Raw genomic sequence first — 23,890 nt, 5'->3', positions numbered from 1 at the left:
CCACGCCTCTGGGCTTCGCTTGAATACCGGTGTTGGCATGAGCACGACCCACGACAAGAAAGCTTCCTCCAGACCGGCCCTCGATGCAGCAGCGGCGGCCCTGGAGGCTGCGATGGGAGCGCCCGTCGAGGCGACCGTCGACCTGCTCTACCGCGCCCCGCTCTGGCTGCCCAACAGCCATATCCAGACGATCGTTCCCGCCCTGTTCGGCCGCCGTCCCGTGGTCGCGTACCGGCGCGAGCGCTGGGAAACGCCCGACGGCGATTTCATCGATCTGGACTGGCTCGCGCCCGATCCTCGCACTGGCTATCGCGCGCGCGCTGACGCGCCGCTTTTCGTGCTGTTTCACGGACTCGAAGGCAGCTCGGACTCGCATTACGCGCGCACGCTGATGGCGGCCGCCTACGCGCGTGGCTGGCTTGGCGTCGTGCCGCACTTTCGCAGTTGCAGCGGTTCGATGAACCTGTTGCCGCGCTTCTATCATCTCGCCGACAGCAATGAAGTCGACTGGGTGCTGCGCCGTCTGCGGGAGATGCACACGGGCCCGATCGTGGCGGCGGGCGTATCGCTGGGCGGCAACGTTCTGCTGCGCTGGCTCGGCGAGCGCCGCGAGGACGCGTCGATCATCGCGGCGGCCGCGGCGATCTCAGCGCCGCTCGACGTGCACGCCGGGGGCCGCGCGCTGTCGCAAGGCCTGGGCATGATCTATACGCGCGGCTTCCTGAAGACGCTCAAGCAGAAGGCGCAGCAAAAGCTTGCGCAGTACCCGGGCCTGTTCGATCTCGACGATGTGCTCGCGAGCCGCACGATGTATGAGTTCGACGACGTCGTGACGGCGCCCTTGCACGGCTTCCGCAATGCCGACGACTACTGGACCCGCGCGACCACTCGCCCGCTGCTGCCGGAAATCACGGTGCCGACGCTCGTGCTGAATGCGCGCAACGACCCTTTCCTGCCGGGCGCCGTGCTGCCGTCGCGCAGCGAGGTATCATCGGCGGTGCAACTCGATCAACCGGAGCATGGCGGACACGTCGGCTTCATGACGGGCCCTTTCCCCGGCCGTATCGACTGGCTTTCGCGCCGCGTCTTCGGCTACTTCGATCCGTTCACGCATCATGGATGACATCGTCAGGCAGGCACTCGCCAAATGGCCGAACGTGCCGCATTGCACCGGCTGGCTGCTGCTCGACAGGCGCGGCAACTGGCGCATGCGCGACGAAGCGGCGCAAGCGGCGGGCGCGCTCGGCGAGCCGATCCGCCATACGGCGCTACTCGGCTTCATCAACCGCAACTACGAAGCCGACGACCAGGGCCAATGGTTCTTCCAGAACGGCCCGCAGCGCGTGTACGTCGAACTCGTCTACACGCCGTTCGTCGTGCGGCTCGCCACCGACGACGCGACCGGCACGCTCACGCTGACCAATCAGGCGGGCGCAGCGTTCGAACCCGCCGCCGCGTATCTCGACGACGAAGGCGGCATTGTTTTCGCGGACAAATCAGCGCCCGCGCGCATCGCGGTCCTGCACGATCACGATCTCGACCTGTTCTCCGAACATGCGGAACTCGGCGGCGACGGCCTCAGCGGCCAGTTCCTCTGGCGCGACGACATCGCGTTTCAGCTAGAGCCGGTGCGCAAGGCTGAAGTCGAGAAGCGCTTTGGATTCGTCGCAAGTCCCGCCGCACGCGCGGCGGCAGAGACAGCCGCTGCTTTGGACAAGTCCGCGCGCTAGCTGCTGTTCTTTTCGTCTTCGCGTTCTTCCTTGTAGCGCGCTTCCAGTTCATGCAGACGCGCGTCGATGGTCGACAGGTCGTAATAGCCGACCGACTTGATGTCGCGCGCTTCCTTGAGCTGCCGGATCGCCGACGGCCACGCCCCTTCCAGCGCGAACTTCTCCGCGAGCGCGCGATGCTGCGTCAGCGCATCGCCCGTGCCGACGCTCGCCTGCGCGAGATAGCGCCACCAGACGGGCTGCTGCGGATCGGCCCGCGTCTCGCGCAGCGCCTGCGTTTGCGCCTCGCTGAAACGGCGCGCGGTGAGGAGCGTTTGCAGATGCATGTCGATAGCCGCGTGCGATTGCGGCCAGCGTTTTTGCGCGATTTCCGCGAGGCGCACGGCTTCGTCGTTGCGACCGGCGCGCCGCGCGATATCGATGGCCAGCACGTCGAGGCTCGGCGAACTGCGCGTCGTGTCGCCCTCCGCGCGCTCGGCCGACTCGAACGCCGCGCGCGCATTCGCGAGCGATGCGACTGCGTCGTCGTAACGTTCGAGCAGCGTCTGCGCGTAGGCGATGCCGTACCAGTTGCCCGCCACGTTGATCGCGGTCCGGTCCTCGATCTCCGAGCGCATGCGCGAAATGCCGTCCGCGTACTCGCTGCGCGAGCGGTCCTGCAGCACGCGTGCCCGCGCGCGCACGAACGCGTATTCCGACGACTGGCGGGGCTGCCGATACGGCGAGCGGCGCGCGCGGTCGGACATGTCGGCGATACGCTCGCCCGTCAGCGGGTGCGTGCGTGCGTAGGCCGGCGCGCCGGCGTCGCTCATCGACGCGCGATCGAGCCGCTCGAAGAAAGCGACCATCCCGTAAGGATCGTAGCCCGCGCCCGCGAGCAGCTGAAAGCCGACGCGGTCCGCTTCGTGCTCGGCCGCGCGCGAGAAGCGCAACTGGTTGTCGACCGCGTAGGCCTGCCCGCCGACGGCGATCGCGCTACCCAGATCGCCGCTGTGCGCGAGCACGCCTGCCAGCACGCCGAGCAGCATGCCCGCCAGCGCCGCGTAGCCGCTGTGCTCGCCCGCCGTGATCATGCGCGCGATGTGCCGCTGTAAAACGTGGCCCATTTCGTGACCGAGCACCGATGCGAGCTCCGATTCCGTCTGCGTCGCGACGACCAGACCCGTGTTCACGCCGATAAAGCCGCCCGGCAGCGAGAACGCGTTGACCTGCGCATCGCGCATCGCGAACAGATCGAAGTCCGGACGATAGCCGCCGACGTACTGCGCGGCCGCCGCCGCGGCGAGCTTCGCGGCGATCGAGTTCAGATAGTCGCGCACCAGCCAGTCGTCGAGATAGTCGGGATCGGCGCGGATTTCGCGCATCACGCGCTCGCCGAGCTTGCGCTCGGCCTGAGGCGTGAGCGTTCCGCCTGAGCCGTCGCCGAGGTCCGGCAGCTGTTGGGTCGACATCGGCGCGCGCAGGCTCGCATTGCCGCCGGGGCTGCCCGAGAGGCGCGCCTGCGCGCCGCCGTACATGCCGAACACGCCTTGCGCGATGTCGTGCGGCACGGACGCATCGCCATACGCGTCGAGCGGCCCCGTGACGAGCGGCAGCTCAGAGGAATTCGACGGCTGCGCGATGATCGCGGGCGGAACGGCGAGCGTGACGGACAACAACGCAGCGATAAACCGTTTCAGACGCATTGCGGACGATGGGCGAAATCGAAAGCGGCGTAAGGAGCCGGAAGGAACGGGCCTGTTGCGATTGTACCGAGTGCAACGGATGCACAGGCTTCCTGAAACGCCTGAGCGGCGGCTCACGCGCGATCGAGCGCGGCTACGCGATGTGGGTTATCGTGAGCTGATGGTAATCCGCGCCCGGGAGCCCGGCGGCATCCTGCGCTGCTATGATAGGCGCCCTCTGAAGGAGCCAACCATGTCCGAACTCACTCATTTCGACGCGGCCGGCCAGGCGCATATGGTGGATGTCGGCGGCAAAGCGGAAACGAAACGCATCGCGGTCGCGCGCGGTTCGATCCGCATGCTGCCCGCGACGTTCGAACTGATCCGCAAAGGCGAAGCGAAGAAAGGCGATGTGATCGGCATCGCGCGCATTGCCGCGATCCAGGGCGCCAAGCGCACTGCCGATCTGATTCCGCTCTGCCATCCGCTCGCGCTCACTCGCGTCGCCGTCGATTTCGAACTCGACGAGACGGTGCCCGCCGTGCATTGCCGCGTGCAGGTCGAGACGCTAGGGCGCACGGGTGTCGAGATGGAAGCGCTGACGGCCGTCCAGGTCGGCCTTCTGACTGTTTACGACATGTGCAAGGCGGTGGATCGCGGGATGACCATCACCGATGTGAAGGTGATGGAGAAGCATGGCGGGAAGTCGGGGGATTGGGTGGCGCAGTGACGGCGCGCTGAGCGCGCCGCTCGCGTTTCTACGACACTGGAACGGGCGACTCAACTTTCGTCGTCGCCATCGTCCTGGTCATTGTCGTTGATGCCCTTCGGCGGCGTTCCATACTTTTTCAGCAGCTCCGCCTTGAACGCGGCCAGCGTCTTCTGCTGATCGCACAGATCGTACAGATACGCGAGTTGCGAAGGCCAGTCGTGCAACTCTTCCGCGAAAATCTTCAGGCGCTCGACGGTATCGAATGCGCCGTTCGTGTCGCCGGCGAGCGCCTGCAGCACCGCATAGCGACGCAACACCGTTTCGCCCGGCAGCAACGCGATCGCCTGACGATGCATCGCGAGCTTGTGCGGCAGATCCTGCGCGTTCATCGGCAGCAGCGTCGCCATGCCGTACTCGCCCCACGCGCCGAACAGGAACGACGGGTCCTCGCGATACTGGTCGAACGGACGCGAGCCGTAGTACAGCACCTCCGAACGCGCGTAATCCCGATAGACGGGATAGAGCGCAGCCAGTCCGCCGAACACGATCACGACGAAGGCGCCGAACGACACGCCGCCCGGAATCAGACGCAGCGGCTTCGTATCGAGCAGGCCGAACACGAACATCGCGGGCAACAGGAAGAACATGTACTGCTGCGGATATTCGACGAGCGCATGCATCACGAGCACGCCGATCATCGCGAGCCCGAACACACGCGCAGCAGTGTGCGGTACGCGCACGACGCGCACGAACCACGCGCCCAGCCCGAGCAGCACGATGCCGAGACCGATCAGACCCGTCTTGGCGAGCAGATCGATAAAAATGTCATGCGAGTTGTTCGCGATCTCGACGCCGCCTAGCGCTTTTGCCAGATCGAACTGATAGCGCGGAAATTCGCCCCAGCCGACGCCGAGCAACGGGTGCGTGCGGAACATCGTCAAGCCGTATTTCCACAGCGCGATACGCGGCGCGATCTGGCTCGCGTCCTTCATGCGCTCCGCCGCGGACTGGGCGAGACCGAGATCGTAATGCAGGTTCGCCCAGCGAATTGCCGCATTCACCATGAAGAACAACACGGCGAGCACCACGGGCAAGAGCCACTCGCTACTGGCGCGGCGTCGGGACGCATTGCGGCGCTGCTCGGCGAACGCCATCCAGAAGCCCGCGACGACGATCACGCCCATCTGCAGCCACGGACCGCGCGACACGGTCAACGCAAGCCCGCCCGAGTAAATAGCCGAAACGAGCAGCCAGATGAACACGTTGATACGCCGCGTCTGTACGAGGTACATCGCGCCCGCCGTCGCGAACGCGATGTAGCTTGCAAGGTGATTGGCCTGCGCCATGTTGCCGAACGGCCGGCGCTCCGACGTCACGTTGTACGCGACGACGAGCGGCGTCACCTTCACCTCCAGGTGGAACAACTGGATCACCTGGCAGAAGACGGCAAAAAGCCCGCCGACCACCAGCGCGAAGGCGGCCACTGTCACCACGGTTTCCGACAGGTTCGCCCGGCTGAATCCATAGCCCGCATGCACGGCCATGAACGCAGCAAGCAGGAAGCCCGCGCCCAGCCAGTTCATCGACGGCTGCGCGACGGGCAGCACGATCGACTGCGCGATCAGCACGAGCCCGAACGCCAGAGGCACCAGCGCCACCACGGGAGACGCGAACGCCACGCGCGGCCGCGCCGTCGACACCAGAAAGGCGACGCCCGCACCCAGCAGCAGATAGAGCGACAGCGCCGTGAATTCGGCATAGAACGTCGGGATCGGGTACGTGTGGTTGACTACGGCATACGGCAGGATCAACGCACAGGCCAACAGGAATAAGGACAGGTAACGCGCAAAGGGGTTGGACATGAGTGACCGGGGGATCTCAGCAACCGGCGCACTATACAAAAAAATCCTTGCGCTGTGCGCCGGCCGGCCGAAATAACCTCGAATCGGGCCACGGCGCGAAAGCATTTGCCGTGACGCTTTACGGTGTTCAACAGATTCGGGACGCGCCGCCTGTCATTGAGTTCCCATCATCGAGTTCCCGTCAGCCGCGGCACTCCGGCGGCGCGAGATTCGACGCTAGCGTCGGAGCGTCCACGGGCACGGGTCCGGCGCCAGGCGCGGGCAGCGACGATGCGGCCTTGCCGCCCGCGAAGCATTCCCACGTAATCGTGCCCTTCTGCACCGCGCCCTTCGCAAGTGCGACGCGCGCAGTCGGTGTGTCCGCGTTGTCGGGCGCGGACGGTACGAACACGATCGTATTCGCGCCGTCTTCGGCGACGCGTGTGGTGAACGCGACGGTGATCTGCCCCGTGTCGTCGTCGATGTGGATCGACTGGACATTGCGCGTGGCAGGCGGCGAAGCATAACCGCTGCCGAACGCGTTGCCGCTGCCGGCGTTCTCGCCTACGGTCAGCTGGGCAGCCGCCGCCAGCGACATCCCCTCGCCGACGCGGCTGCGCGCGAGGTAGTCCTGATAGGCGGGAATGGCATACGCCGCGATCACGCCGACAATCGCCAGCACGATCATCAGCTCGATCAGCGTGAAGCCCCAGAATCGGCCAATGCGCGCGAGCGCGGCGGACCATGGGCGCATCGAACGGGCGCGCCGTCCGGGGACATGAAACGTGGACAACGAAGCAACGGCAACAGTAGCAATCATCGGCAGACTCCTCAAAACGAAAGCGCCTGCCCCGGGAATCAGGACAGGCGCTTCGATCGTAGCGAGCCGTGAATGGCGCCGGCAGTCAGCCGAATGGCTAATGGTGCGTTGGCGAATGCATCGGTACAGTGAACGGCGTCAGTGCATGCCCGGCGGCGTGCCCGTGATACGCGCCGCGTTTCGCCGCTTCAGCGCGTAGCCGGCTATCACGACGAACAGCGCAAGGCCGATCCGCATGCCGTACTCGGCAATGGGTGTGTCGAGGATCGGCCAGCGGTCGCCTGCCGGATCGTTGACGATGAGGCCGCCCGCGATCCAGCCGAGCAGCGCGCCGCCGATCGTGACAACGACCGGGTAGCGGTCCAGCAGCTTCAGAACGAGCTGGCTGCCCCACACGATCAGCGGAATGCTGACGAACAGCCCGAACACGACGAGGGCAATCCGGTGATGCGGCTCGGCGGCTTCGGCCGCGCCCGCGATCGCGATCACGTTGTCGAGGCTCATCACGGCATCGGCGATGATGATCGTCTTGATCGCCGTGATCAGCTTGTCGGCGGGTTTGACATTCGCGTGCGCGTCGGGTGCGGGCGCGAGCAGACGCACGCCGATCCACAGCAGCAACATGCCGCCCGCGAACTTGAGCAGCGGCACGTCGAGCAGCGCGACGGCGAACGCAATCAGCACCACGCGCAGCAGGATCGCGCCCAGCGTGCCCCACAGCACGCCCTTCGTGCGCTGCGCCGCCGGCAGATTGCGGCAGGCGAGCGCGATCACAACCGCGTTATCGCCACCCAGAAGGATGTCGATGACGATGATCTGAAAAACGGCGCCCCAATGGAGCGTGGTGAGGAACTCGAGCATGGAAAGCAGAATAAAAGGTGGCGAAAGCTGCAGGCAACAAAAAAGCGAGGGAGCAATCGCTCGCTCCCTCGCTTTGAACTGCGTCTTACGAAAGAATTTCGTAAGAGTATCAAAAAACGCCGCAGCCAGCCGGCGTTTCCGGCGCCATGGCCATACGTCTTACAGGACCGACTTCAGCAGGCGGGCCATTTCCGACGGGTTCTTCGTAACCTTGATACCGCAGGCGTCCATGATTTCCAGCTTCGCTTCGGCCGTGTCCGCACCGCCCGAGATCAGCGCGCCGGCGTGGCCCATGCGCTTGCCCGGAGGCGCCGTGACGCCGGCGATGAAGCCGACCACCGGCTTCTTCATGTTGTCCTTGATCCAGTACGCCGCATTCGCTTCGTCCGGGCCGCCGATTTCACCGATCATGATGACGGCGTCCGTATCCGGATCGTCGTTGAACATCTTCATCACGTCGATGTGCTTCAGACCGTTGATCGGGTCGCCGCCGATACCGACTGCCGACGACTGGCCGAGGCCCAGCGCCGTCAGCTGGCCGACTGCTTCGTACGTCAGCGTGCCCGAACGCGACACGACGCCGATGCGGCCTTTCCTGTGGATGTGGCCCGGCATGATGCCGATTTTCAGTTCGTCCGGCGTGATCGTGCCCGGGCAGTTCGGTCCGAGCAGCAGCGTCTTGCGGCCTTCGCGGCGCATGCGGTCCTTCACTTCGATCATGTCGCGAACGGGGATGCCTTCCGTGATGCAGATCGCGAGATCGAGATCGGCTTCGACGGCTTCCCAGATTGCAGCAGCAGCGCCTGCGGGCGGCACGTAGATGACCGAGACGGTCGCGCCCGTTTCTGCCTTCGCTTCCTTGACGCTCGCGTAGATCGGAATGCCTTCGAAGTCTTCGCCAGCCTTCTTCGGGTTCACGCCCGCGACGAACGCTTCGCGGCCGTTTGCGTATTCACGGCATGCGCGCGTGTGGAACTGACCGGTCTTGCCGGTGATGCCCTGCGTGATGACCTTGGTGTCTTTGTTGATCAGAATCGACATGTATTGACCTCTGTTCGTTTGGCGACATGCGCTTTAGCGTCTTGCGGCAAACACTCTCTACCCGCGCCGCTCGCACGCCGCCATTCGTAATCCGGTGATAAGCGCCGGGGCGATCAGGCCTTGCCTGCGGCAGCCGCGACGACCTTCTGCGCAGCTTCTTCCATGCTGTCCGCCGAGATGATCGGCAGGCCGGAGTCAGCCAGCATCTTCTTGCCGAGGTCTTCGTTCGTGCCCTTCATGCGCACGACGAGCGGCACTTGCAGATCGACCGCCTTCGAAGCCGCGATCACGCCTTCCGCGATCACGTCGCAGCGCATGATGCCGCCGAAGATGTTGACGAGAATCGCCGTCAGGTTCGGGTTCTTCAGCATCAGCTTGAAGGCTTCCGTGACCTTCTCCGTGGTCGCGCCGCCGCCGACGTCGAGGAAGTTCGCGGGCTCGCCGCCGAACAGCTTGATCGTGTCCATCGTCGCCATCGCGAGGCCCGCGCCGTTCACGAGACAGCCGATGTTGCCGTCGAGCGAGATGTATGCGAGGTCGAACTTCGATGCTTCGACTTCAGCGGGATCTTCTTCGTCCAGATCTCGGTAAGCGACGATTTCCGGATGACGGAAGAGTGCGTTCGAGTCGAAGTTGAACTTGGCGTCCAGCGCGATCACCTTGCCTTCGCCCGTCAGGATCAGCGGGTTGATTTCGGCCAGCGATGCGTCCGTTTCCCAGAATGCCTTGTACAGGCCCTGAAGGATTGCGCGCGCTTGCGGAATCGATGCGTCGGGCACGCCGATCTTCTTCGCGAGATCGTCGGCTTCGGAATCCTGCAGACCCTTCGACGGATCGACGGCCACCTTGTGGATCGCTTCCGGCGTCTTCTCAGCGACTTCTTCGATGTCCATGCCGCCTTCGCTCGAGGCCATCACGACGACCTTCTGCGACACGCGATCGATCACGAGACCGACATACAGTTCCTTCTTGATGTCAGCGCCTTCTTCGATCAGCAGACGATTCACCTTCTGGCCTTCCGGGCCCGTCTGGTGCGTGACCAGCTGCATGCCGAGAATCTGGTTCGCGTATTCGCGGACCTGGTCGAGCGACTTCGCGACCTTCACGCCGCCGCCCTTGCCACGGCCACCCGCGTGAATCTGAGCCTTCACGACCCACACCGGGCCGCCGAGCTCTTCAGCGGCCTTGACCGCATCATCCACCGAGAAGACCGGCTTGCCGCGCGGTACCGCGACTCCGAATTTCCGCAGGATTTCCTTACCCTGGTACTCGTGAATCTTCATGCGTGATTCCCTTCAGTCTGAGAGTTGGATTGAACTTCGCTTCCGCCTGGGCCGCTTACTCGGGACGGACCGTCTTCACGGCATGTCCGTCGGATGCGGCGTCCGCGCGATCCGCTGAACGCGGCGCGTGGCCATACCAGCGCGGATAAAACTGGCGCACCGCCTCGCCGTCGAATCGCAGCGCATGGCAGCGGCCCAACTGGAATGGCGGTTTGTCGTTTGATTGCTCGCTTGCCTGACCGCTCGCGTGTTCGTCCGAAGCGTTGTTTTGCGCGTCCTGTCCGTTGCCGCCTTGTGCGCGCTGGCTCGAACCGTCTGCCGATCCGTTTTGCGAACCTGCTTGCCGCCCATCGCCCGGCTTTCCCCTCGCGGTGTCCCACACATCGCCGGCGAACGCCTGGATGGCTGCCGTCGGCAGGACCGCGCACAACTCGGTGAGATGCGTGCAACCAGCCGTGCCCGCCAGCAAGCGGGCGGCATCACGGCGAAAGTTGCGGAACAGATTGAGCCCGATGAGGGCCCGATAGGCGGGATTGGAGGCTTCACACAGACCGGGATACGGCACCCAGTCGGACGACGCTTCGGCGTCGACGACATTGAGCTTGCGATCGATCGTGATGCGGAGCCAGAGTTCATGGATCGGCAGGCCGTTCGGCCGGACACCCGACGGAAGCGCCACGTCACGTGGCTTTTCGTCGGTGAGGCACGCCTCGATATCCCACAGGCCATCTTCACGCTCGTATGCGTCCACTCGGATTGCGCGGCGATGGCGCAATTGTCGGGACACTGGCGGGGAGAGCGGCATGCGAGAAAAAAGGCCGGATTGAAGAACCGTTGAATTTTAGCATACTGGGTATTTGAGACTGGCCGAAGCCCGCCGGGGCTTGTTGCGACGTGCCTTGCGCGGAGTTGCAGTACAGATCTCACGAGTGTTTCGTCCGGCTTGACTATCTTGGGGCGCGCGATTTACTCGCCCTATTCCGACGCCCAGTCTTCGTCGATACCCTTGAGAATCTTCCCGATGATCGCCTGCGAAAAACCACGCGCAGCAAGGAAGCGCGCCTGCTTCGCTCGCTCATTGGGCGTCTCGGGGAGTTGGCCAAACTTCTTGCGCCACACGGCTTGAGCGCGCGCCAGTTCTGTTTCGCGCAATTGCGCGCTGACTTCTTCGACTAGCGCCTGCCCGACCGAATGGCGCTTGAGTTCGCCGACAATACGGCCCGCGCCCATGCGCGACGCGCGCCGGTTGATCAGGCTTTCCGCGAAACGCGAATCGGACAGCCAGCCTTCACTTTCGAGCGAATCCATCAGCCCGTCGATGGATTCGCCCTCCTCCGCGTAGGGCGCGAGCTTGCGCGACAACTCCGCACGACTGTATTCGCGGCGCGAAAGGTAGCCGAGCGCGCGGCCTTTGAGCGAACGTGCGGGACGTTGTGATACGCGACTTGTCGTATCGGCGGATTTCGGTTCGCCAGGCTGGCGACGTGATCGTGTGTAGGTGGTCTCGCCGCTGCCGTCGCCTGAACGGTTCGGAAGAGACGGACGGGTAGACGGACCGAGCCCCGCGGCACGATCGTGGGCATCGAACGATTCGAATGGGTCGAAATCGTCCAATGATGACTCGTGTGTACGCGACGAGGCCACAGACGCAGATGAAACTGACGACGATGAAGATGAGCGTGACGTCGATTCGAATACCTCGTCGTCACGCGGGCCGCCCGCATCGTGTCCTGCATCCCTGGTGGAAGCAGGGCGCGAAGAAACGGGGCGGCCCTTGCGTATCACGCGACGATTATTCTTCTTCGCCCGCGACTTCTGCGTCCGCACTCACTGCGGCATCCGTCGGCATCGCATTCACGCCGAGCGATTCGCGGATACGGTTTTCGATTTCGCGTGCGATCTCGGGATTTTCACGCAGGAATTCACGCGCGTTGTCCTTGCCCTGGCCGATACGCTCGCCGTTGTAGCTGTACCAGGCACCGGCCTTGTCGACGATCTTCGCCTGCACGCCGAGATCGATGATTTCGCCCTGACGCGAGATGCCTTCGCCATACAGGATGTCGAAGATCGCTTCGCGGAACGGTGGCGACACCTTGTTCTTGACGACCTTCACACGCGTTTCATTGCCGATCACTTCGTCGTTCTTCTTGATCGAACCGATACGGCGAATGTCCAGACGCACCGACGCGTAGAACTTCAGCGCGTTGCCGCCCGTCGTGGTTTCCGGGTTGCCGAACATCACGCCGATCTTCATGCGGATCTGGTTGATGAAGATGACGAGGCAGTTCGTGCGCTTGATCGTGCCCGTCAGCTTGCGCAGCGCCTGCGACATCAGACGCGCCTGCAGGCCCGGCAACGAATCGCCCATTTCGCCTTCGATTTCAGCCTTCGGCACGAGCGCCGCAACCGAGTCGATCACGATCATGTCGATCGAACCCGAACGCACCAGTGCGTCCGCAATTTCGAGCGCCTGTTCGCCCGTGTCCGGCTGCGAGACCAGCAGGTCGCTCACGTTCACGCCGAGCTTTTGCGCGTACTGGATGTCGAGCGCGTGTTCCGCGTCGATGAACGCCGCCGTGCCGCCGAGCTTTTGCATTTCGGCGACGACCTGCAGCGTCAGCGTGGTCTTGCCCGACGACTCCGGCCCGTAGATTTCCACCACACGGCCACGCGGCAGACCGCCGACGCCCAGCGCGATGTCGAGGCCCAGTGATCCCGTCGAGACCACCTGAATATCTTCAACTGCCTCACCTTGGCCGAGCCGCATGACCGACCCCTTGCCGAACTGCTTTTCGATCTGCGCAAGCGCGGCAGCAAGTGCCTTGCTCTTTTCCGCAGTCAGTCCAGCCGAGCCTTTCTTGCTTTCTTCCATGAATCGTCCTTTGCTATGATGAACGGCGTCTGAGGCAGGTGCACCGGCTGATTCGACACCGCTTTGAACACGGTATGAACAGCCAGCACGCTAAACGCAGACACTGTATAAAAAAACAGTAGTTTTGGCAAGCCCGAATCACATGCGGACGTCCACATGTGCGAAGCGGGCCACACTCGCTACCCACAAAAAATTTTCGGAGACGCTGTGCGCCGGAGCGCCCCGGTGCCGGCCGGGCAGGGCGCATCATGCGAATTCTCATTGCCGAAGACGACAGCATACTCGCGGACGGTCTCGTCCGATCACTCCGCCAATCGGCATACGCCGTTGACCATGTGAAGACGGGCGCGGAAGCGGATACCGCGCTGTCGATGCAGACTTTCGACCTCCTGATTCTCGATCTCGGGCTGCCGAAAATGTCCGGTCTCGAAGTGCTGCGGCGCCTGCGCGCGCGCAATTCGAACCTGCCCGTGCTGATCCTCACGGCAGCCGACAGCGTCGACGAGCGCGTCAAGGGACTGGACCTCGGCGCCGACGACTACATGGCCAAGCCCTTCGCGCTCAACGAACTCGAAGCCCGCGTGCGCGCGCTGACCCGGCGCGGCGCGGGCGGCGGACCGACCGTCGTCAGGCACGGATCGCTGTCGTTCGATCAGGTAGGTCGAATTGCCTATGCCAATGATCAGGTTATCGATCTGTCCGCGCGTGAGCTAGGATTGCTCGAAGTCCTGTTGCAGCGGATCGGGCGGCTGGTATCGAAGGAACAGCTCGTCGATCACCTGTGCGAATGGGGCGAGGAAGTCAGCAATAACGCGATCGAGGTGTACGTGCACCGGCTGCGCAAGAAGATCGAACCGAGCGGCGTACGCATCATCACCGTGCGTGGGCTTGGCTATTGTCTCGAGAAAGCCGCGCCGTCGCCGCAGGCGCAAACGCAACCACAAACGGCTGGCGAGCAGGCATCGCCGCAAACGCAGGCGCCACAGCAATCCGAGGCGACCGCGTCGGCGGCGATGCCCGCCAGCCGCCATTTCAAGTAAAGGCGCTCCATGTCCGTCCGCGCACCACGCGCCACGGCGCACGCGGCGGATATCGACGAAGTCCGCGATGCCCGTTACGCGAATCCGTTCGCGCCGCCCGACGAAACCGAAGCGGCGGCGGAGACGCGTCCGCGTTCGTTGTTCGGCGAAATCCTCGACTGGATGCTCGCGCCCCTGCTGCTGCTGTGGCCGATGAGTCTTGCCGTCACGTATCTGGTCGCGAAGTCGATTGCGAACGGGCCGTTCGACCGCGCGCTGGAAACCGACGCGTACGTGCTCGCGCGACAGATTCATCCCGTCAACGGCGTCGCCGAACTGACGCTGCCCGAGTCGACGCGCGATTTCCTGCGCGCCGACAACATCGACAGCGTGTTCTATCAGGTGCTAGGCACGCGCGGCGAACTGGTCGCCGGCGATCGCGACATGCCGCTTCCGCGTGAAGAGGACCGGCCGCAGCCCGGCATCGTAGAGTTTCGCGACGACCTGCTGCGCGGCAACGACATCCGCGTGGCCTATACGACCGTCGAGTTTCCGCAGACGCCCGGCGCGCAGCCCGTGCTCGTGCAGGTGGCCGAGACGCTCGACAAACGCAGCGCGCTCGCCAACGACATCATCAAGGGCGTGATCCTGCCGCAGTTCGTGATCCTGCCGCTCGCAATTTTGCTCGTGTGGTTTGGGCTGTCGCGCGGCCTCGCGCCGCTGCATGCGCTGCAGGCGCATATCCGCGCGCGCCGCCCCGACGACCTGTCGCCACTCGAAGCGCGCCGCGCGCCGCCCGAAATCGAGCCGCTCGTCACATCGTTCAACGACCTGCTGACGCGCCTTGAACAGAACATGGAGCTGCAAAAGCGCTTCATCGCCGACGCCGCGCACCAGATGAAGACGCCGCTCGCCGGCTTGCGCACTCAGGCCGAACTGGCGCTGCGGCAGGATGCGTCGGCGGAAGTGCATCGTTCGCTCGAACAGATCGCAACCAGTTCCGAACACGCCGCCCGGCTCGTCACGCAGCTGCTAGCGCTGGCGCGCGCGGAGAACCGCATGTCCGGGCAGATCTTCACGCCCGTCGAGATCGGCGACGTCGCCCGCAGCGCCGTGCGCGACTGGGTCCAGGCGGCGCTCGCGAAGCAGATGGATCTCGGCTACGAGGGACCGGAAACGCCCGAAGAAGCGATCGAGGTGGAAGGCAACCCGGTCATGCTGCGCGAGATGCTGTCCAATCTGATCGACAACGCGATCCGCTACACACCCGCGGGCGGACGCATCACCGTGCGGGTGCGGCGCGACGATATCGCGGGGATGGCCCACCTGGAAGTCGAAGACACGGGCATGGGCATTCCCCCCGCCGAGCGCGAGCGCGTGCTCGAGCGCTTCTATCGGATTCTCGGCCGCGAAGGAGACGGCAGCGGCCTCGGTCTCGCGATCGTCCGCGAAATCGCGACGATGCATGGCGGGAAGCTCAGCATCGACGACAACGTGTATCAGACGTCACCGCGCCTCGCCGGGACGCTCGTCCGTGTCAGCCTGCGGATGATAGATCGTGCACGGGACTTACCCTAATGCATCAGTTTCGCTCGTTTCCGTCAGCAATCGAATGCGGACGGTTTTCAAGCAGTTCGCATATAAATAGACGCAATTAGGCTGTACTTGGCCTACGTTAGCCGCATCCAAGCGTTCTCAAAAACATACACTCCGAGTCAGAACGCCGTAAGTTTCCGCTCCAATAATCGCTACACGGGGTACGTCTGTCCAGGCGGACCGCGACTGATATCAATATGGAGACGACATATGGCTAGCGTAAGCGGGCAAATCTCGCACGCGCCGATGACGAAAGACGAGAAACGGGTGATTTTCGCGTCGTCGTTGGGCACGGTTTTCGAGTGGTACGACTTTTACCTGGCCGGTTCGCTGGCCGCCTTTATCAGCAAGAGCTTCTTCTCCGGCGTCAATCCGACGGCCGCCTTCATCTTTACCCTCCTCGGCTTCGCGGCCGGTTTCGCGGTTCGGCCGTTCGGCGCGCTGGTGTTCGGACGGCTCGGCGACATGGTCGGCCGCAAGTACACGTTCCTGATCACAATCGTCATCATGGGTCTGTCGACCTGCGTGGTCGGCTTCCTGCCCGGCTATGCAGCGATCGGCTTCGCATCACCGGTGATCTTCATCGCGATGCGTCTGCTGCAAGGCCTTGCCCTCGGCGGCGAGTACGGCGGCGCGGCGACCTATGTCGCCGAACACGCGCCTGCCAACCGGCGCGGCTTCTACACCGCGTGGATCCAGACGACGGCGACGCTCGGCCTGTTCCTGTCGCTGCTCGTGATCCTCGGCGTACGTACGGCGATGGGCGAAGAAGCGTTCGGCAGCTGGGGCTGGCGCATTCCGTTCATTGCATCGCTGTTCCTGCTGGGCGTTTCGGTGTGGATCCGTCTGCAGCTGCGAGAGTCGCCGGCATTCGAGCGGATTAAAGCTGAAGGCAAGACGTCGAAGGCGCCGCTCTCAGAAGCGTTCGGTCAATGGAAGAATCTGAAGATCGTGATTCTGGCTCTGATCGGCGTAACGGCCGGCCAGGCAGTTGTCTGGTACACGGGTCAGTTCTATGCGCTCTTCTTCCTGACGCAAACGCTGAAAGTCGATGGCGCGAGCGCGAACATTCTGATCGCGCTCGCACTGCTGATCGGCACGCCGTTCTTCCTGTTCTTCGGTTCGCTATCCGATCGCGTCGGCCGCAAGCCGATCATCATGGCGGGCTGCCTGATCGCGGCACTGACGTACTTCCCGCTGTTCAAGGCGCTGACGCACTACGCGAACCCGGCTCTCGAAGCCGCGACGCAAAAGGCGCCCATCGTCGTGATTGCGAATCCGGACGAGTGCTCGTTCCAGTTCAACCCGGTTGGCACGGCCAAGTTCACGACGTCCTGCGATATCGCGAAGAGCGCGCTGTCGAAGGCCGGCCTGAACTACGACAACGTGGCTGCGCCGGCGGGCACGCTTGCGCAGATCAAAGTCGGCGACACGACGATCGACACGTATGACGGCAAGGCCGCGGGCGCCAAGGAAGCTGGTGCGACGTTCGACAAGACCCTGAGCACCGCCTTGAAGACTGCCGGTTATCCGCCAAAGGCCGACCCGTCGCAGATCAACTGGCCGATGACGGTTGTGATCCTGACGATCCTCGTGATCTACGTGACGATGGTGTACGGGCCGATCGCGGCGATGCTGGTCGAGATGTTCCCGACGCGCATCCGCTATACGTCGATGTCGCTGCCGTATCACATCGGCAATGGCTGGTTCGGCGGCTTCCTGCCGGCGACCGCGTTCGCGATCGTTGCGGCCAAGGGCAACATCTACTCGGGGCTGTGGTATCCGATCATCATTGCGCTGGGCACCTTCGTGATCGGCCTGCTTTTCGTGCGGGAGACCAAGGACTCCAATATCTACGCGCAGGACTGAGCGCCGCGTAGACGAGGGGTCGCAAAAAGATGCCGGCGGGGGTTGACAGCCTCCGTCGGCATCTTCATAATTTCGCTTCTTTCGGCGAATTAGCTCAGTCGGTTAGAGCGACGGAATCATAATCCGCAGGTCCGGGGTTCGAGTCCCTGATTCGCCACCAAATGCAAAAAGCCGCTGTTTCTCACGAAACAGCGGCTTTTTCATTTCCAGCGTCGATCTAACGGATCGATGGCCGCGCAACCAATTGGGCTGTGTGCGCTATCACCGCTCCACGATCCTCGTCAGATTCCCCCGCACCTTCTGCAGCAGCGTGATGAGTTGCTTCACCTCGTCATCGGTCAGACCGCTCAGCCCCTCCGCCGCGATCTGATCGCCGACTTTCTTCGCATCGTCCAGCGTCTGCTCGGCCTTCTCGGTCAAACGAATCTGTTTCTCGCGCCGATCGCGTGGATTGCCAATGCGCTCGATCCATCCACCCTCCTCCATCCGGTCGAGCAGCCGGCCGGCCGAAATGGGCGCGACTTCCAGCAGATCCGCGAGCCGCGCCTGATTGATATCGCCGTAGTGCGACAGATACGCGAGCGCCCGGCATTGAGCGCGCGTCAGGTCTATCGACAGCCGCGCAAGGTCGTCGAACCGCTTGCCGACCAGCCTGCCGACATCGGAAATGAGAAAGCCGAAGCGCTCGTCGAAATGGGTTTTCATCGCGCGATTATACGAAGAGGCGCCGCTCAGCCGGCCCGAAACGTCCCGCGAACCAAGTGTCCGGGAGATTCAGCGTTTCCATAAAAAGCGGCCGACTATACAATAAGCATGCTTACTATCTCAAAATTATCGCTTTATGGCCCCCGATTTGCCGGCAGCAAAGCCCGCCGTCGCATTAAACCGTCCGATGATCACGATCGCGATCATGCTCGCGACGCTGATGCAGACGCTCGACAGCACCATCGCCAACGTCGCGCTGCCGCACATGCAAGGCAGTCTGTCGGCGTCGCAGGATGAGATCACCTGGGTGCTCACGTCGTACATCGTCGCGGCCGCGATTGCGACGCCACTCACCGGCTGGCTGTCCGACCGGTTGAGCGTCAAGCGTCTGCTGATGTTCGCGATCGGCGGGTTCACGGTCGCGTCGGCGCTTTGCGGGCTGTCCGAAACGCTGACGCAGATCGTCGCGTCGCGTCTCTTGCAGGGCATCTTCGGCGCATCGCTCGTGCCGCTGTCGCAGTCGATCCTGCTCGACATCAATCCTCGCGAGAAACAAGGACAGGCGATGGCCGTCTGGGGGATGGGCGTGATGGTCGGCCCGATTCTCGGCCCGACGCTCGGCGGCTGGCTTACCGATAGCTACAACTGGCGCTGGGTCTTCTTCATCAATCTGCCGATCGGCGCATTCGCGCTCTTTGGCGTGCTGACTTTTCTGCCGTCGCGCGAACCGAAGCACGACACGAAGTTCGACGCCTTCGGGTTCGCGACGCTCGGCCTCGCGATCGGCGCGCTGCAGGCAATGCTCGACCGCGGCGAGCAGCTCGACTGGTTCGGCTCGCATGAAATCGTCGCGGAGGCGCTGATCGCGTCGATCAGCTTCGCGTTCTTCATGGCGCATACGGCAACTGTCGGCAAGTCGTCGTTCTTCAAGTACGAGTTGCTGAAGGACCGCAACTTCGCGACGGGCACGTTCTTCATCTTCATCATCGGCGCGGTGATGTACGCGACGCGCGCGCTGCTGCCGCCGATGCTGCAAAACCTGATGAACTACCCCGTCGCGACGACGGGCCTTGTGACCGCGCCGAGCGGCGCCGGCACGATGCTCGCGATGCTGCTCGCGGGGCGGCTGCTCAAGTACATCGACGCGCGCGTGTTGTTGCTCACCGGCTTCGTCGTGTCGGCATTCGCGCTCTGGCAGATGATGCACTACACGATCGTGTTGTCGGCATCGGACATCGTGTGGCCGGGCGTGATCCAGGGCTTCGGTCTCGGACTCGTGTTCGTGCCGCTGAGCGCGCTCACTTTCTCGACGCTAACGCCCTCGCTGCGCGCCGACGGCACCGCGACCTATAGCCTGATGCGCAACATCGGCAGCAGTATCGGCATCTCGATCGTGCAGACACTGCTCACGCGCAATACGCAGGTCGCGCATTCGGACCTCGCGGCGAACGTGAACCTGTTCAATCCCATCGTGCAGCCGATACTCGCCACGGGTTCGCGCGTCGATGTCGCCGTGCTCGATGCCTCGATCACGCAGCAGGCCGCGATGATCGCCTATCTGAACGACTTCAAGCTGATGTTCGTCGCGACGCTGGCCGTCATTCCCCTCGTGCTGCTGATTCGCCCGTCGCGCGGAGCAGGCAGCGAATCCGCCGCGCATGCGGCCATGGACTGAGCGCGCGTACGGAAAATGTCAGCCGTCACCCACGTCAGCCTTCGATCCGCCCTCGCGTCACGCCGAGCAGCGACGCCATCGCGTGACGCGCGCGCGGCGCATCCCGGTCGCGGATCGCTTCGTACACGGCCGTATGCTCGCCTAGCGACGCATTGAACACGTCGGCGCGTTTCGCATTCAGACGCAACTGCGCTTCGAGCGTGCGCTCGATCAACGTGCCGAGCGGTATCAGCAATTCGTTGCTGCACGCGGCGAGCACGCTCAGATGGAACTGCAGGTCGGCGCGCACCCATTCGTCGACGTTGCGCGCCGCGGCCATCGCCGAATGCGCGGCATCGAGCGCACTGAACGATTCGTCGCTGTGCGACGCCGCCGCGAGCGCGGCCGCGTAGGGCTCGATCATCTCGCGCATTTCCTGCAACTTCAACGCGAAATCCATCGCGGGCGCGACGCGCGAATACCAGTCGAGCAGATCCGCATCCAGCAGATTCCACGCGGTCTTCCGGCGCACACGCGTACCGACGCGCGGCCTCGACTCGATCAACCCTTTCGACGTCAACGTGCGCAGCGCTTCACGAAGCACGGTGCGGCTCACGCCGAACGTCTCCATCAGGTCGGCTTCGCGCGGCAGAATGGATTCCGGCGCATAGTCGCCGCGCAGAATGGCCGTCGCCAGCAAATACGCGACGCGGCCGTGCAGATCTCGCTGAATGTCGGTTCTCCTGATGCGGATTGTCGGTGGGTCCGTTACGCGGCATCGCGTGAGGAAGCGGCGCGGACCGCCCGCGATTATCGGCGATCGGGCCCGCGAAACCCAACGCGAATCCCGTCTCGTCGATAAAAACTTGCGCCAAATAATACTATTAATACTACTTTAACGCGATTTTGCTGTAGCATGTGGCTCCTCGACTGCCGCGCCGCGTTCAAGCCGTCGGTGGAACGAGGCGCCCATCAACTGCAACCGGCCTTGCCAGCAAAGGAGACACCCCATGAAGATCACCCGAATCGAAACATTCATCGTTCCTCCGCGCTGGTGTTTCGTGAAGATCGAGACGGACGAAGGCCTCGTCGGCTGGGGCGAGCCCGTCGTCGAAGGACGCGCGCATACCGTCGCGGCAGCCGTCGACGAGCTCTCCGACTATCTGCTCGGCAAAGACCCGCGCAACATCGAGGACCACTGGCAGGTCATGTATCGCGCGGGCTTCTATCGCGGCGGCCCGATTTCGATGAGCGCGATCGCGGGCGTCGATCAGGCGCTGTGGGACATCAAGGGCAAATTTCACGGCGTGCCTGTGCATACGCTGCTCGGCGGCCAGGTGCGCGACCGTATCAAGGTGTATTCGTGGATCGGCGGCGACCGTCCGAGCGATGTCGCGAACAACGCGCGCGCCGTCGTCGAGCGCGGCTTCAAGGCCGTGAAGATGAACGGCTCCGAAGAGCTGCAGATCATCGATACGTTCGACAAGGTGCAAGGTGTCATCAACAACGTCGCGGCCGTGCGCGAAGCCGTCGGGCCGAACGTCGGCATCGGCGTGGACTTCCACGGCCGCGTTCACAAGCCGATGGCGAAGGTGCTCGCGAAGGAACTCGATCCGTTCAAGCTAATGTTCATCGAAGAGCCTGTGCTGTCGGAGAACGTCGAGGCGCTGCGCGACATCGTCAACCAGACGAGCACGCCCATAGCGCTCGGCGAGCGTCTGTACTCGCGCTGGGACTTCAAGCACATTCTCGCGGGCGGTTATGTCGACATCATCCAGCCGGACGCATCGCACGCGGGCGGCATCACGGAATGCCGCAAGATCGCGTCGATGGCGGAAGCCTACGACGTCGCGCTCGCATTGCACTGCCCGCTCGGACCGATTGCGCTCGCGACCTGCCTGCAGATCGACGCCGTGAGCTACAACGCGTTCATCCAGGAACAGAGCCTCGGCATCCACTACAATCAGGGCAACGATCTGCTCGACTACATCAAGAACCCTGAAGTCTTCAAATACGACGAAGGCTTCGTGTCGATCCCGCAAGGTCCGGGGCTCGGCATCGAAGTGAACGAGGACAAGGTGCGCGAAATGGCGAAGATCGGCCATCGCTGGCGCAATCCGGTTTGGCGTCACGCCGACGGCAGCGTCGCCGAGTGGTAAGCAAGCTCGCGCTGTATCGCGAATGAAAAAGCAGACGCCGCCTTCGGGCGGCGTTTGTCATCGCGCTTGTCATTTGACAACCGTTCGTTTCGTCACCGACGTTACGTCGAGGGTCGCCACATACAGCGTTTCAGTAACGTTACATAACTGGCCATACAAGCGCGTTGCAGTCCTTCGCGCGCGTCGCAACCGTCGCGAAGCCCCTTGAAGGACAAGGCTCCTTGCTCCGCAAAACCAAATTTCGCGACCTCTGGCTCACTCCTTGCTGAATGTGACGCAAACATCCGTTCAAGCAGAGGACGCAATGGGCGAATTTCTTCCCGACTATCTGATCCGCGAACAGGCGGCCGTCGGCGCACTGGTGGTATTCGGCGTGTTGCGCGTGATCGGCGCGGCGATCGCATTTGAGCGCGGCTGGCGCATTGCGACGGTCGAAAAGTGTTTCCTCGCTGCAGCGTTTCTTTATTGCATTCCGCAACCCTTCGATCTGCTGATGTACATGACAAGCTCACATGCAGCAGCGGCAGAACTCGAAGGCAAGGCGGCGGGCTGCGCGATCGGACTTTTTTGTGCGCCTATCGTCGGGCACAAGCTGGGCTACGAGTGATACGTGGATCGGCTTGCAACGGCGCCGCACGTCGGGTCGTGCAGCGCATTCGTGCGTGATGATCCGGCGCGCTTCAACTGCTTCAACGCCCTTAAGCGCTTCTAGCATTTCAAGCGTTCAACCCAACGCGACATACCCCGGCACGCTGTGCGACAACACAGCCGCAGCCGCAAAGATGCCGAGCATCGCAAGCGCCTCGAGATACAGCACATTCGAGAACGTATGCGCATCCATCGTCGCGGCGGTGCGGCGCAATCTCGGCAGTGCTGCAAACCGGTTGAGTCCGCCCAACGCAAGCGCGAGCGCAACGAGCACAAGCTTGAGCGTGAGCACATGACCCCACGTGCTTCCCGTGATCGCGTCGAATGATCCGCCCGCACCGCGCGCGGCATTGAACGCGCCCGAGAGCAGCACGAACACGACAGCGACGAGCGATACGTTCGACAACTGCGACGCCGTGCGTATCATCACGCCGCGCGCGATCGACGTGCCGAGAGCCGGCAGCACCGAGAAGCCCGCCGCGAGCACGAGGCCGCCCCACACGGAAGTCGTGAGCACGTGCAGCGTTTGCATGCCGATCGCGGCAGATGCAACACCCGCATCCGCCGCATGACCGAGCGATGCCTTGCCGCCCGCAACCGCGATCACGGCGAGCCACAGCAGCGCATTGCGCAGCATGTTGGTCTGCCGTGCAAACGATACGAGCGCGAGCACGAGCGCGCCGACGAACGCGATGCTCCAGCCGAAACCGACATGCGTCTGCGACAGCATCGTCGGCACGACGCCGATTGCCTCAGGCAAGCTGACGCCCGCCATCTCCGCCGCCTGATAGAGCAGCCAGCCGAGATCGGCCAGCACGAGCACGATCGCGGCAGCCTGCATCGATCGCTGCGCGCGCAACCAGGCGGGGCGCGCGGGCGCGATCTTCGCCTGCGCATCGTTCGCGAGCCACGCGCCGAGCAACGCCGATCCGACAGCGAACGCAAACGCGATGTTCATGAGCGCGGCCATCGCGACCTGCCCGATCCACAATCCGTCGACTCTCATTTGACGCTGAAGGCGTAGCTGCCTTTGGTGCGATGTCCGTCTTCGGCGACAGCCGTCCATTTCACCGTATAACGCCCCGGTGCAAGCGGCTGCAACGCGAGATGGATGGTCTTGGTGTCCGCTGCATCGACTTCGGAAGCAGAGGATGCCGCCGGCTTGCCATGCGCATCGACGAGCGCGATCGTGCTGAACGCCGGTTCGAGCGGCTCGCTGAAGTGGATCGTCACCGCGGAAGGCGCTGCGATCTCGGCATTGAGCGCGGGTTCGCGCGACGTCGGCGTTGCATGAGCGAAGGCGTTCGACGCGACGACGAGCGACACGCCGCACGCTGCACGCCAGCGAAGTGGCGAGCGCAATGGCAGGGAAAGAGTCATAAGGTGGCTATGAGTGGAACGCTGGAAAATGCAAGG

General features: G+C 63.5%; 22 protein-coding genes and 1 tRNA gene. 10 read left to right on the top strand and 13 right to left on the bottom strand.

The genetic code is table 11. The annotated features are described in order from the left end of the window. Positions 1 to 37: 37 nt before the first annotated feature. Both BMW76_RS12930 and BMW76_RS12925 read left to right on the top strand, forming a co-directional pair. On the top strand, positions 38 to 1,123 hold the full coding sequence (locus BMW76_RS12930; RefSeq protein ID WP_177200369.1) for a hydrolase: 1,086 nt from the start codon (positions 38 to 40) through the stop codon (positions 1,121 to 1,123). Next, positions 1,116 to 1,730: a DUF2946 family protein gene (locus BMW76_RS12925; RefSeq protein WP_090865531.1), complete on the top strand. Its 615-nt coding sequence runs from the start codon at positions 1,116 to 1,118 to the stop codon at positions 1,728 to 1,730. The genes BMW76_RS12930 and BMW76_RS12925 overlap by 8 nt, the downstream gene beginning before the upstream one ends. Here the strand turns inward: BMW76_RS12925 and BMW76_RS12920 are convergent. After that, positions 1,727 to 3,415, bottom strand: coding sequence for a M48 family metalloprotease (locus BMW76_RS12920; protein ID WP_090865530.1), 1,689 nt, complete (start codon positions 3,413 to 3,415; stop codon positions 1,727 to 1,729). The two genes, BMW76_RS12925 and BMW76_RS12920, sit on opposite strands and share 4 nt — an antisense overlap. A gap of 232 nt (positions 3,416 to 3,647) precedes the next feature. Here BMW76_RS12920 and moaC point away from each other — a divergent pair, with 232 nt between their 5' ends. After that, positions 3,648 to 4,124, top strand: coding sequence for a cyclic pyranopterin monophosphate synthase MoaC (gene moaC / locus BMW76_RS12915; protein WP_090865529.1), 477 nt, complete (start codon positions 3,648 to 3,650; stop codon positions 4,122 to 4,124). 50 nt (positions 4,125 to 4,174) lie between these two features. Here the strand turns inward: moaC and BMW76_RS12910 are convergent, their stop codons facing one another. The 8 genes from BMW76_RS12910 to recA all read right to left on the bottom strand — a co-directional run bounded on the left by BMW76_RS12910 (position 4,175) and on the right by recA (position 12,824). Further along, the gene (locus tag BMW76_RS12910; RefSeq protein WP_090865528.1) at positions 4,175 to 5,968 is read right to left on the bottom strand and encodes a PglL family O-oligosaccharyltransferase; all 1,794 of its coding nucleotides are present in this window, start codon (positions 5,966 to 5,968) and stop codon (positions 4,175 to 4,177) included. A gap of 181 nt (positions 5,969 to 6,149) precedes the next feature. Then, positions 6,150 to 6,767 (bottom strand): pilin, encoded by a 618-nt coding sequence (locus BMW76_RS12905; RefSeq protein WP_090865527.1) that lies wholly within the window; start codon positions 6,765 to 6,767, stop codon positions 6,150 to 6,152. Between the two features lie 138 nt (positions 6,768 to 6,905). Continuing rightward, positions 6,906 to 7,628 (bottom strand): TerC family protein, encoded by a 723-nt coding sequence (locus BMW76_RS12900; RefSeq protein ID WP_090865526.1) that lies wholly within the window; start codon positions 7,626 to 7,628, stop codon positions 6,906 to 6,908. Positions 7,629 to 7,787: 159 nt separating this feature from the next. Next, positions 7,788 to 8,669, bottom strand: coding sequence for a succinate--CoA ligase subunit alpha (gene sucD / locus BMW76_RS12895; protein ID WP_090865525.1), 882 nt, complete (start codon positions 8,667 to 8,669; stop codon positions 7,788 to 7,790). A 113-nt stretch (positions 8,670 to 8,782) separates the two neighbouring features. Continuing rightward, the gene (sucC, locus tag BMW76_RS12890) at positions 8,783 to 9,952 is read right to left on the bottom strand and encodes an ADP-forming succinate--CoA ligase subunit beta (protein ID WP_090865524.1); all 1,170 of its coding nucleotides are present in this window, start codon (positions 9,950 to 9,952) and stop codon (positions 8,783 to 8,785) included. Between the two features lie 55 nt (positions 9,953 to 10,007). Beyond that, positions 10,008 to 10,757, bottom strand: coding sequence for a DUF2889 domain-containing protein (locus tag BMW76_RS12885; RefSeq protein WP_090865523.1), 750 nt, complete (start codon positions 10,755 to 10,757; stop codon positions 10,008 to 10,010). Between the two features lie 170 nt (positions 10,758 to 10,927). Beyond that, the gene (recX, locus tag BMW76_RS12880; RefSeq protein WP_090865756.1) at positions 10,928 to 11,737 is read right to left on the bottom strand and encodes a recombination regulator RecX; all 810 of its coding nucleotides are present in this window, start codon (positions 11,735 to 11,737) and stop codon (positions 10,928 to 10,930) included. Between the two features lie 7 nt (positions 11,738 to 11,744). Beyond that, positions 11,745 to 12,824, bottom strand: coding sequence for a recombinase RecA (gene recA, locus BMW76_RS12875; protein WP_090865522.1), 1,080 nt, complete (start codon positions 12,822 to 12,824; stop codon positions 11,745 to 11,747). A gap of 248 nt (positions 12,825 to 13,072) precedes the next feature. Between recA and BMW76_RS12870 the strand changes: the two genes are divergently transcribed. The 4 genes from BMW76_RS12870 to BMW76_RS12855 all read left to right on the top strand — a co-directional run bounded on the left by BMW76_RS12870 (position 13,073) and on the right by BMW76_RS12855 (position 17,468). Further along, positions 13,073 to 13,864 (top strand): response regulator transcription factor, encoded by a 792-nt coding sequence (locus BMW76_RS12870; RefSeq protein ID WP_090865521.1) that lies wholly within the window; start codon positions 13,073 to 13,075, stop codon positions 13,862 to 13,864. A gap of 9 nt (positions 13,865 to 13,873) precedes the next feature. Further along, positions 13,874 to 15,421 carry a sensor histidine kinase gene (locus tag BMW76_RS12865; RefSeq protein ID WP_090865520.1) on the top strand — a complete coding sequence of 516 codons (1,548 nt, stop codon included), beginning with the start codon at positions 13,874 to 13,876 and terminating at the stop codon, positions 15,419 to 15,421. Between the two features lie 228 nt (positions 15,422 to 15,649). Beyond that, the gene (locus BMW76_RS12860) at positions 15,650 to 17,308 is read left to right on the top strand and encodes an MFS transporter (protein ID WP_090865519.1); all 1,659 of its coding nucleotides are present in this window, start codon (positions 15,650 to 15,652) and stop codon (positions 17,306 to 17,308) included. 83 nt (positions 17,309 to 17,391) lie between these two features. Beyond that, positions 17,392 to 17,468: transfer RNA gene (locus BMW76_RS12855), tRNA-Met, on the top strand. Between the two features lie 101 nt (positions 17,469 to 17,569). On the opposite strand, the gene BMW76_RS12850 is transcribed toward BMW76_RS12855, so the two are convergent. Beyond that, positions 17,570 to 18,013 carry a MarR family winged helix-turn-helix transcriptional regulator gene (locus tag BMW76_RS12850; RefSeq protein ID WP_090865518.1) on the bottom strand — a complete coding sequence of 148 codons (444 nt, stop codon included), beginning with the start codon at positions 18,011 to 18,013 and terminating at the stop codon, positions 17,570 to 17,572. Between the two features lie 136 nt (positions 18,014 to 18,149). On the opposite strand from BMW76_RS12850, the gene BMW76_RS12845 reads away from it, so the two are divergent. Then, the gene (locus tag BMW76_RS12845; protein WP_090865517.1) at positions 18,150 to 19,688 is read left to right on the top strand and encodes a DHA2 family efflux MFS transporter permease subunit; all 1,539 of its coding nucleotides are present in this window, start codon (positions 18,150 to 18,152) and stop codon (positions 19,686 to 19,688) included. Between the two features lie 34 nt (positions 19,689 to 19,722). Here the strand turns inward: BMW76_RS12845 and BMW76_RS12840 are convergent, their stop codons facing one another. Further along, positions 19,723 to 20,415 (bottom strand): FadR/GntR family transcriptional regulator, encoded by a 693-nt coding sequence (locus tag BMW76_RS12840; protein ID WP_090865516.1) that lies wholly within the window; start codon positions 20,413 to 20,415, stop codon positions 19,723 to 19,725. 262 nt (positions 20,416 to 20,677) lie between these two features. Between BMW76_RS12840 and dgoD the strand changes: the two genes are divergently transcribed. Together dgoD and BMW76_RS12830 are read left to right on the top strand one after the other, a co-directional pair. Continuing rightward, entirely contained in the window at positions 20,678 to 21,826 is a 1,149-nt protein-coding gene (gene dgoD, locus BMW76_RS12835; RefSeq protein WP_090865515.1) for a galactonate dehydratase, read from the top strand. 304 nt (positions 21,827 to 22,130) lie between these two features. Then, on the top strand, positions 22,131 to 22,433 hold the full coding sequence (locus tag BMW76_RS12830; protein WP_090865514.1) for a hypothetical protein: 303 nt from the start codon (positions 22,131 to 22,133) through the stop codon (positions 22,431 to 22,433). Between the two features lie 117 nt (positions 22,434 to 22,550). Here the strand turns inward: BMW76_RS12830 and BMW76_RS12825 are convergent, their stop codons facing one another. Further along, a complete protein-coding gene (locus tag BMW76_RS12825; protein ID WP_090865513.1) occupies positions 22,551 to 23,480 on the bottom strand; it encodes a CopD family protein in 930 nt (309 codons plus the stop codon). After that, positions 23,477 to 23,854, bottom strand: a complete 378-nt coding sequence (gene copC / locus BMW76_RS12820) for a copper homeostasis periplasmic binding protein CopC (RefSeq protein WP_090865512.1) — start codon at positions 23,852 to 23,854, stop codon at positions 23,477 to 23,479. Before copC ends, BMW76_RS12825 begins: the two co-directional genes overlap by 4 nt. Positions 23,855 to 23,890: the final 36 nt, after the last annotated feature.

It is taken from the genome of Paraburkholderia diazotrophica, from assembly GCF_900108945.1.
In the GTDB taxonomy this organism is placed as follows: Bacteria; Pseudomonadota; Gammaproteobacteria; order Burkholderiales; family Burkholderiaceae; genus Paraburkholderia; species Paraburkholderia diazotrophica.
The sequence above is the reverse complement of the archived record's forward strand: the minus strand, read 5'-3'. Positions and strand labels throughout refer to the sequence as shown.

Bases quoted from the DNA above. Each gene is read 5' to 3' on its own strand.
- BMW76_RS12930 (WP_177200369.1), top strand. From the start codon at position 38: ATGAGCACGACCCACGACAAGAAAGCTTCCTCCAGACCGGCCCTCGAT.
- BMW76_RS12925 (WP_090865531.1), top strand. From the start codon at position 1,116: ATGGATGACATCGTCAGGCAGGCACTCGCCAAATGGCCGAACGTGCCG.
- BMW76_RS12920 (WP_090865530.1), bottom strand. From the start codon at position 3,415: ATGCGTCTGAAACGGTTTATCGCTGCGTTGTTGTCCGTCACGCTCGCC.
- moaC (WP_090865529.1), top strand. From the start codon at position 3,648: ATGTCCGAACTCACTCATTTCGACGCGGCCGGCCAGGCGCATATGGTG.
- BMW76_RS12910 (WP_090865528.1), bottom strand. From the start codon at position 5,968: ATGTCCAACCCCTTTGCGCGTTACCTGTCCTTATTCCTGTTGGCCTGT.
- BMW76_RS12905 (WP_090865527.1), bottom strand. From the start codon at position 6,767: ATGATTGCTACTGTTGCCGTTGCTTCGTTGTCCACGTTTCATGTCCCC.
- BMW76_RS12900 (WP_090865526.1), bottom strand. From the start codon at position 7,628: ATGCTCGAGTTCCTCACCACGCTCCATTGGGGCGCCGTTTTTCAGATC.
- sucD (WP_090865525.1), bottom strand. From the start codon at position 8,669: ATGTCGATTCTGATCAACAAAGACACCAAGGTCATCACGCAGGGCATC.
- sucC (WP_090865524.1), bottom strand. From the start codon at position 9,952: ATGAAGATTCACGAGTACCAGGGTAAGGAAATCCTGCGGAAATTCGGA.
- BMW76_RS12885 (WP_090865523.1), bottom strand. From the start codon at position 10,757: ATGCCGCTCTCCCCGCCAGTGTCCCGACAATTGCGCCATCGCCGCGCA.
- recA (WP_090865522.1), bottom strand. From the start codon at position 12,824: ATGGAAGAAAGCAAGAAAGGCTCGGCTGGACTGACTGCGGAAAAGAGC.
- BMW76_RS12870 (WP_090865521.1), top strand. From the start codon at position 13,073: ATGCGAATTCTCATTGCCGAAGACGACAGCATACTCGCGGACGGTCTC.
- BMW76_RS12865 (WP_090865520.1), top strand. From the start codon at position 13,874: ATGTCCGTCCGCGCACCACGCGCCACGGCGCACGCGGCGGATATCGAC.
- BMW76_RS12860 (WP_090865519.1), top strand. From the start codon at position 15,650: ATGGCTAGCGTAAGCGGGCAAATCTCGCACGCGCCGATGACGAAAGAC.
- BMW76_RS12850 (WP_090865518.1), bottom strand. From the start codon at position 18,013: ATGAAAACCCATTTCGACGAGCGCTTCGGCTTTCTCATTTCCGATGTC.
- BMW76_RS12845 (WP_090865517.1), top strand. From the start codon at position 18,150: ATGGCCCCCGATTTGCCGGCAGCAAAGCCCGCCGTCGCATTAAACCGT.
- dgoD (WP_090865515.1), top strand. From the start codon at position 20,678: ATGAAGATCACCCGAATCGAAACATTCATCGTTCCTCCGCGCTGGTGT.
- BMW76_RS12830 (WP_090865514.1), top strand. From the start codon at position 22,131: ATGGGCGAATTTCTTCCCGACTATCTGATCCGCGAACAGGCGGCCGTC.
- BMW76_RS12825 (WP_090865513.1), bottom strand. From the start codon at position 23,480: ATGAGAGTCGACGGATTGTGGATCGGGCAGGTCGCGATGGCCGCGCTC.
- copC (WP_090865512.1), bottom strand. From the start codon at position 23,854: ATGACTCTTTCCCTGCCATTGCGCTCGCCACTTCGCTGGCGTGCAGCG.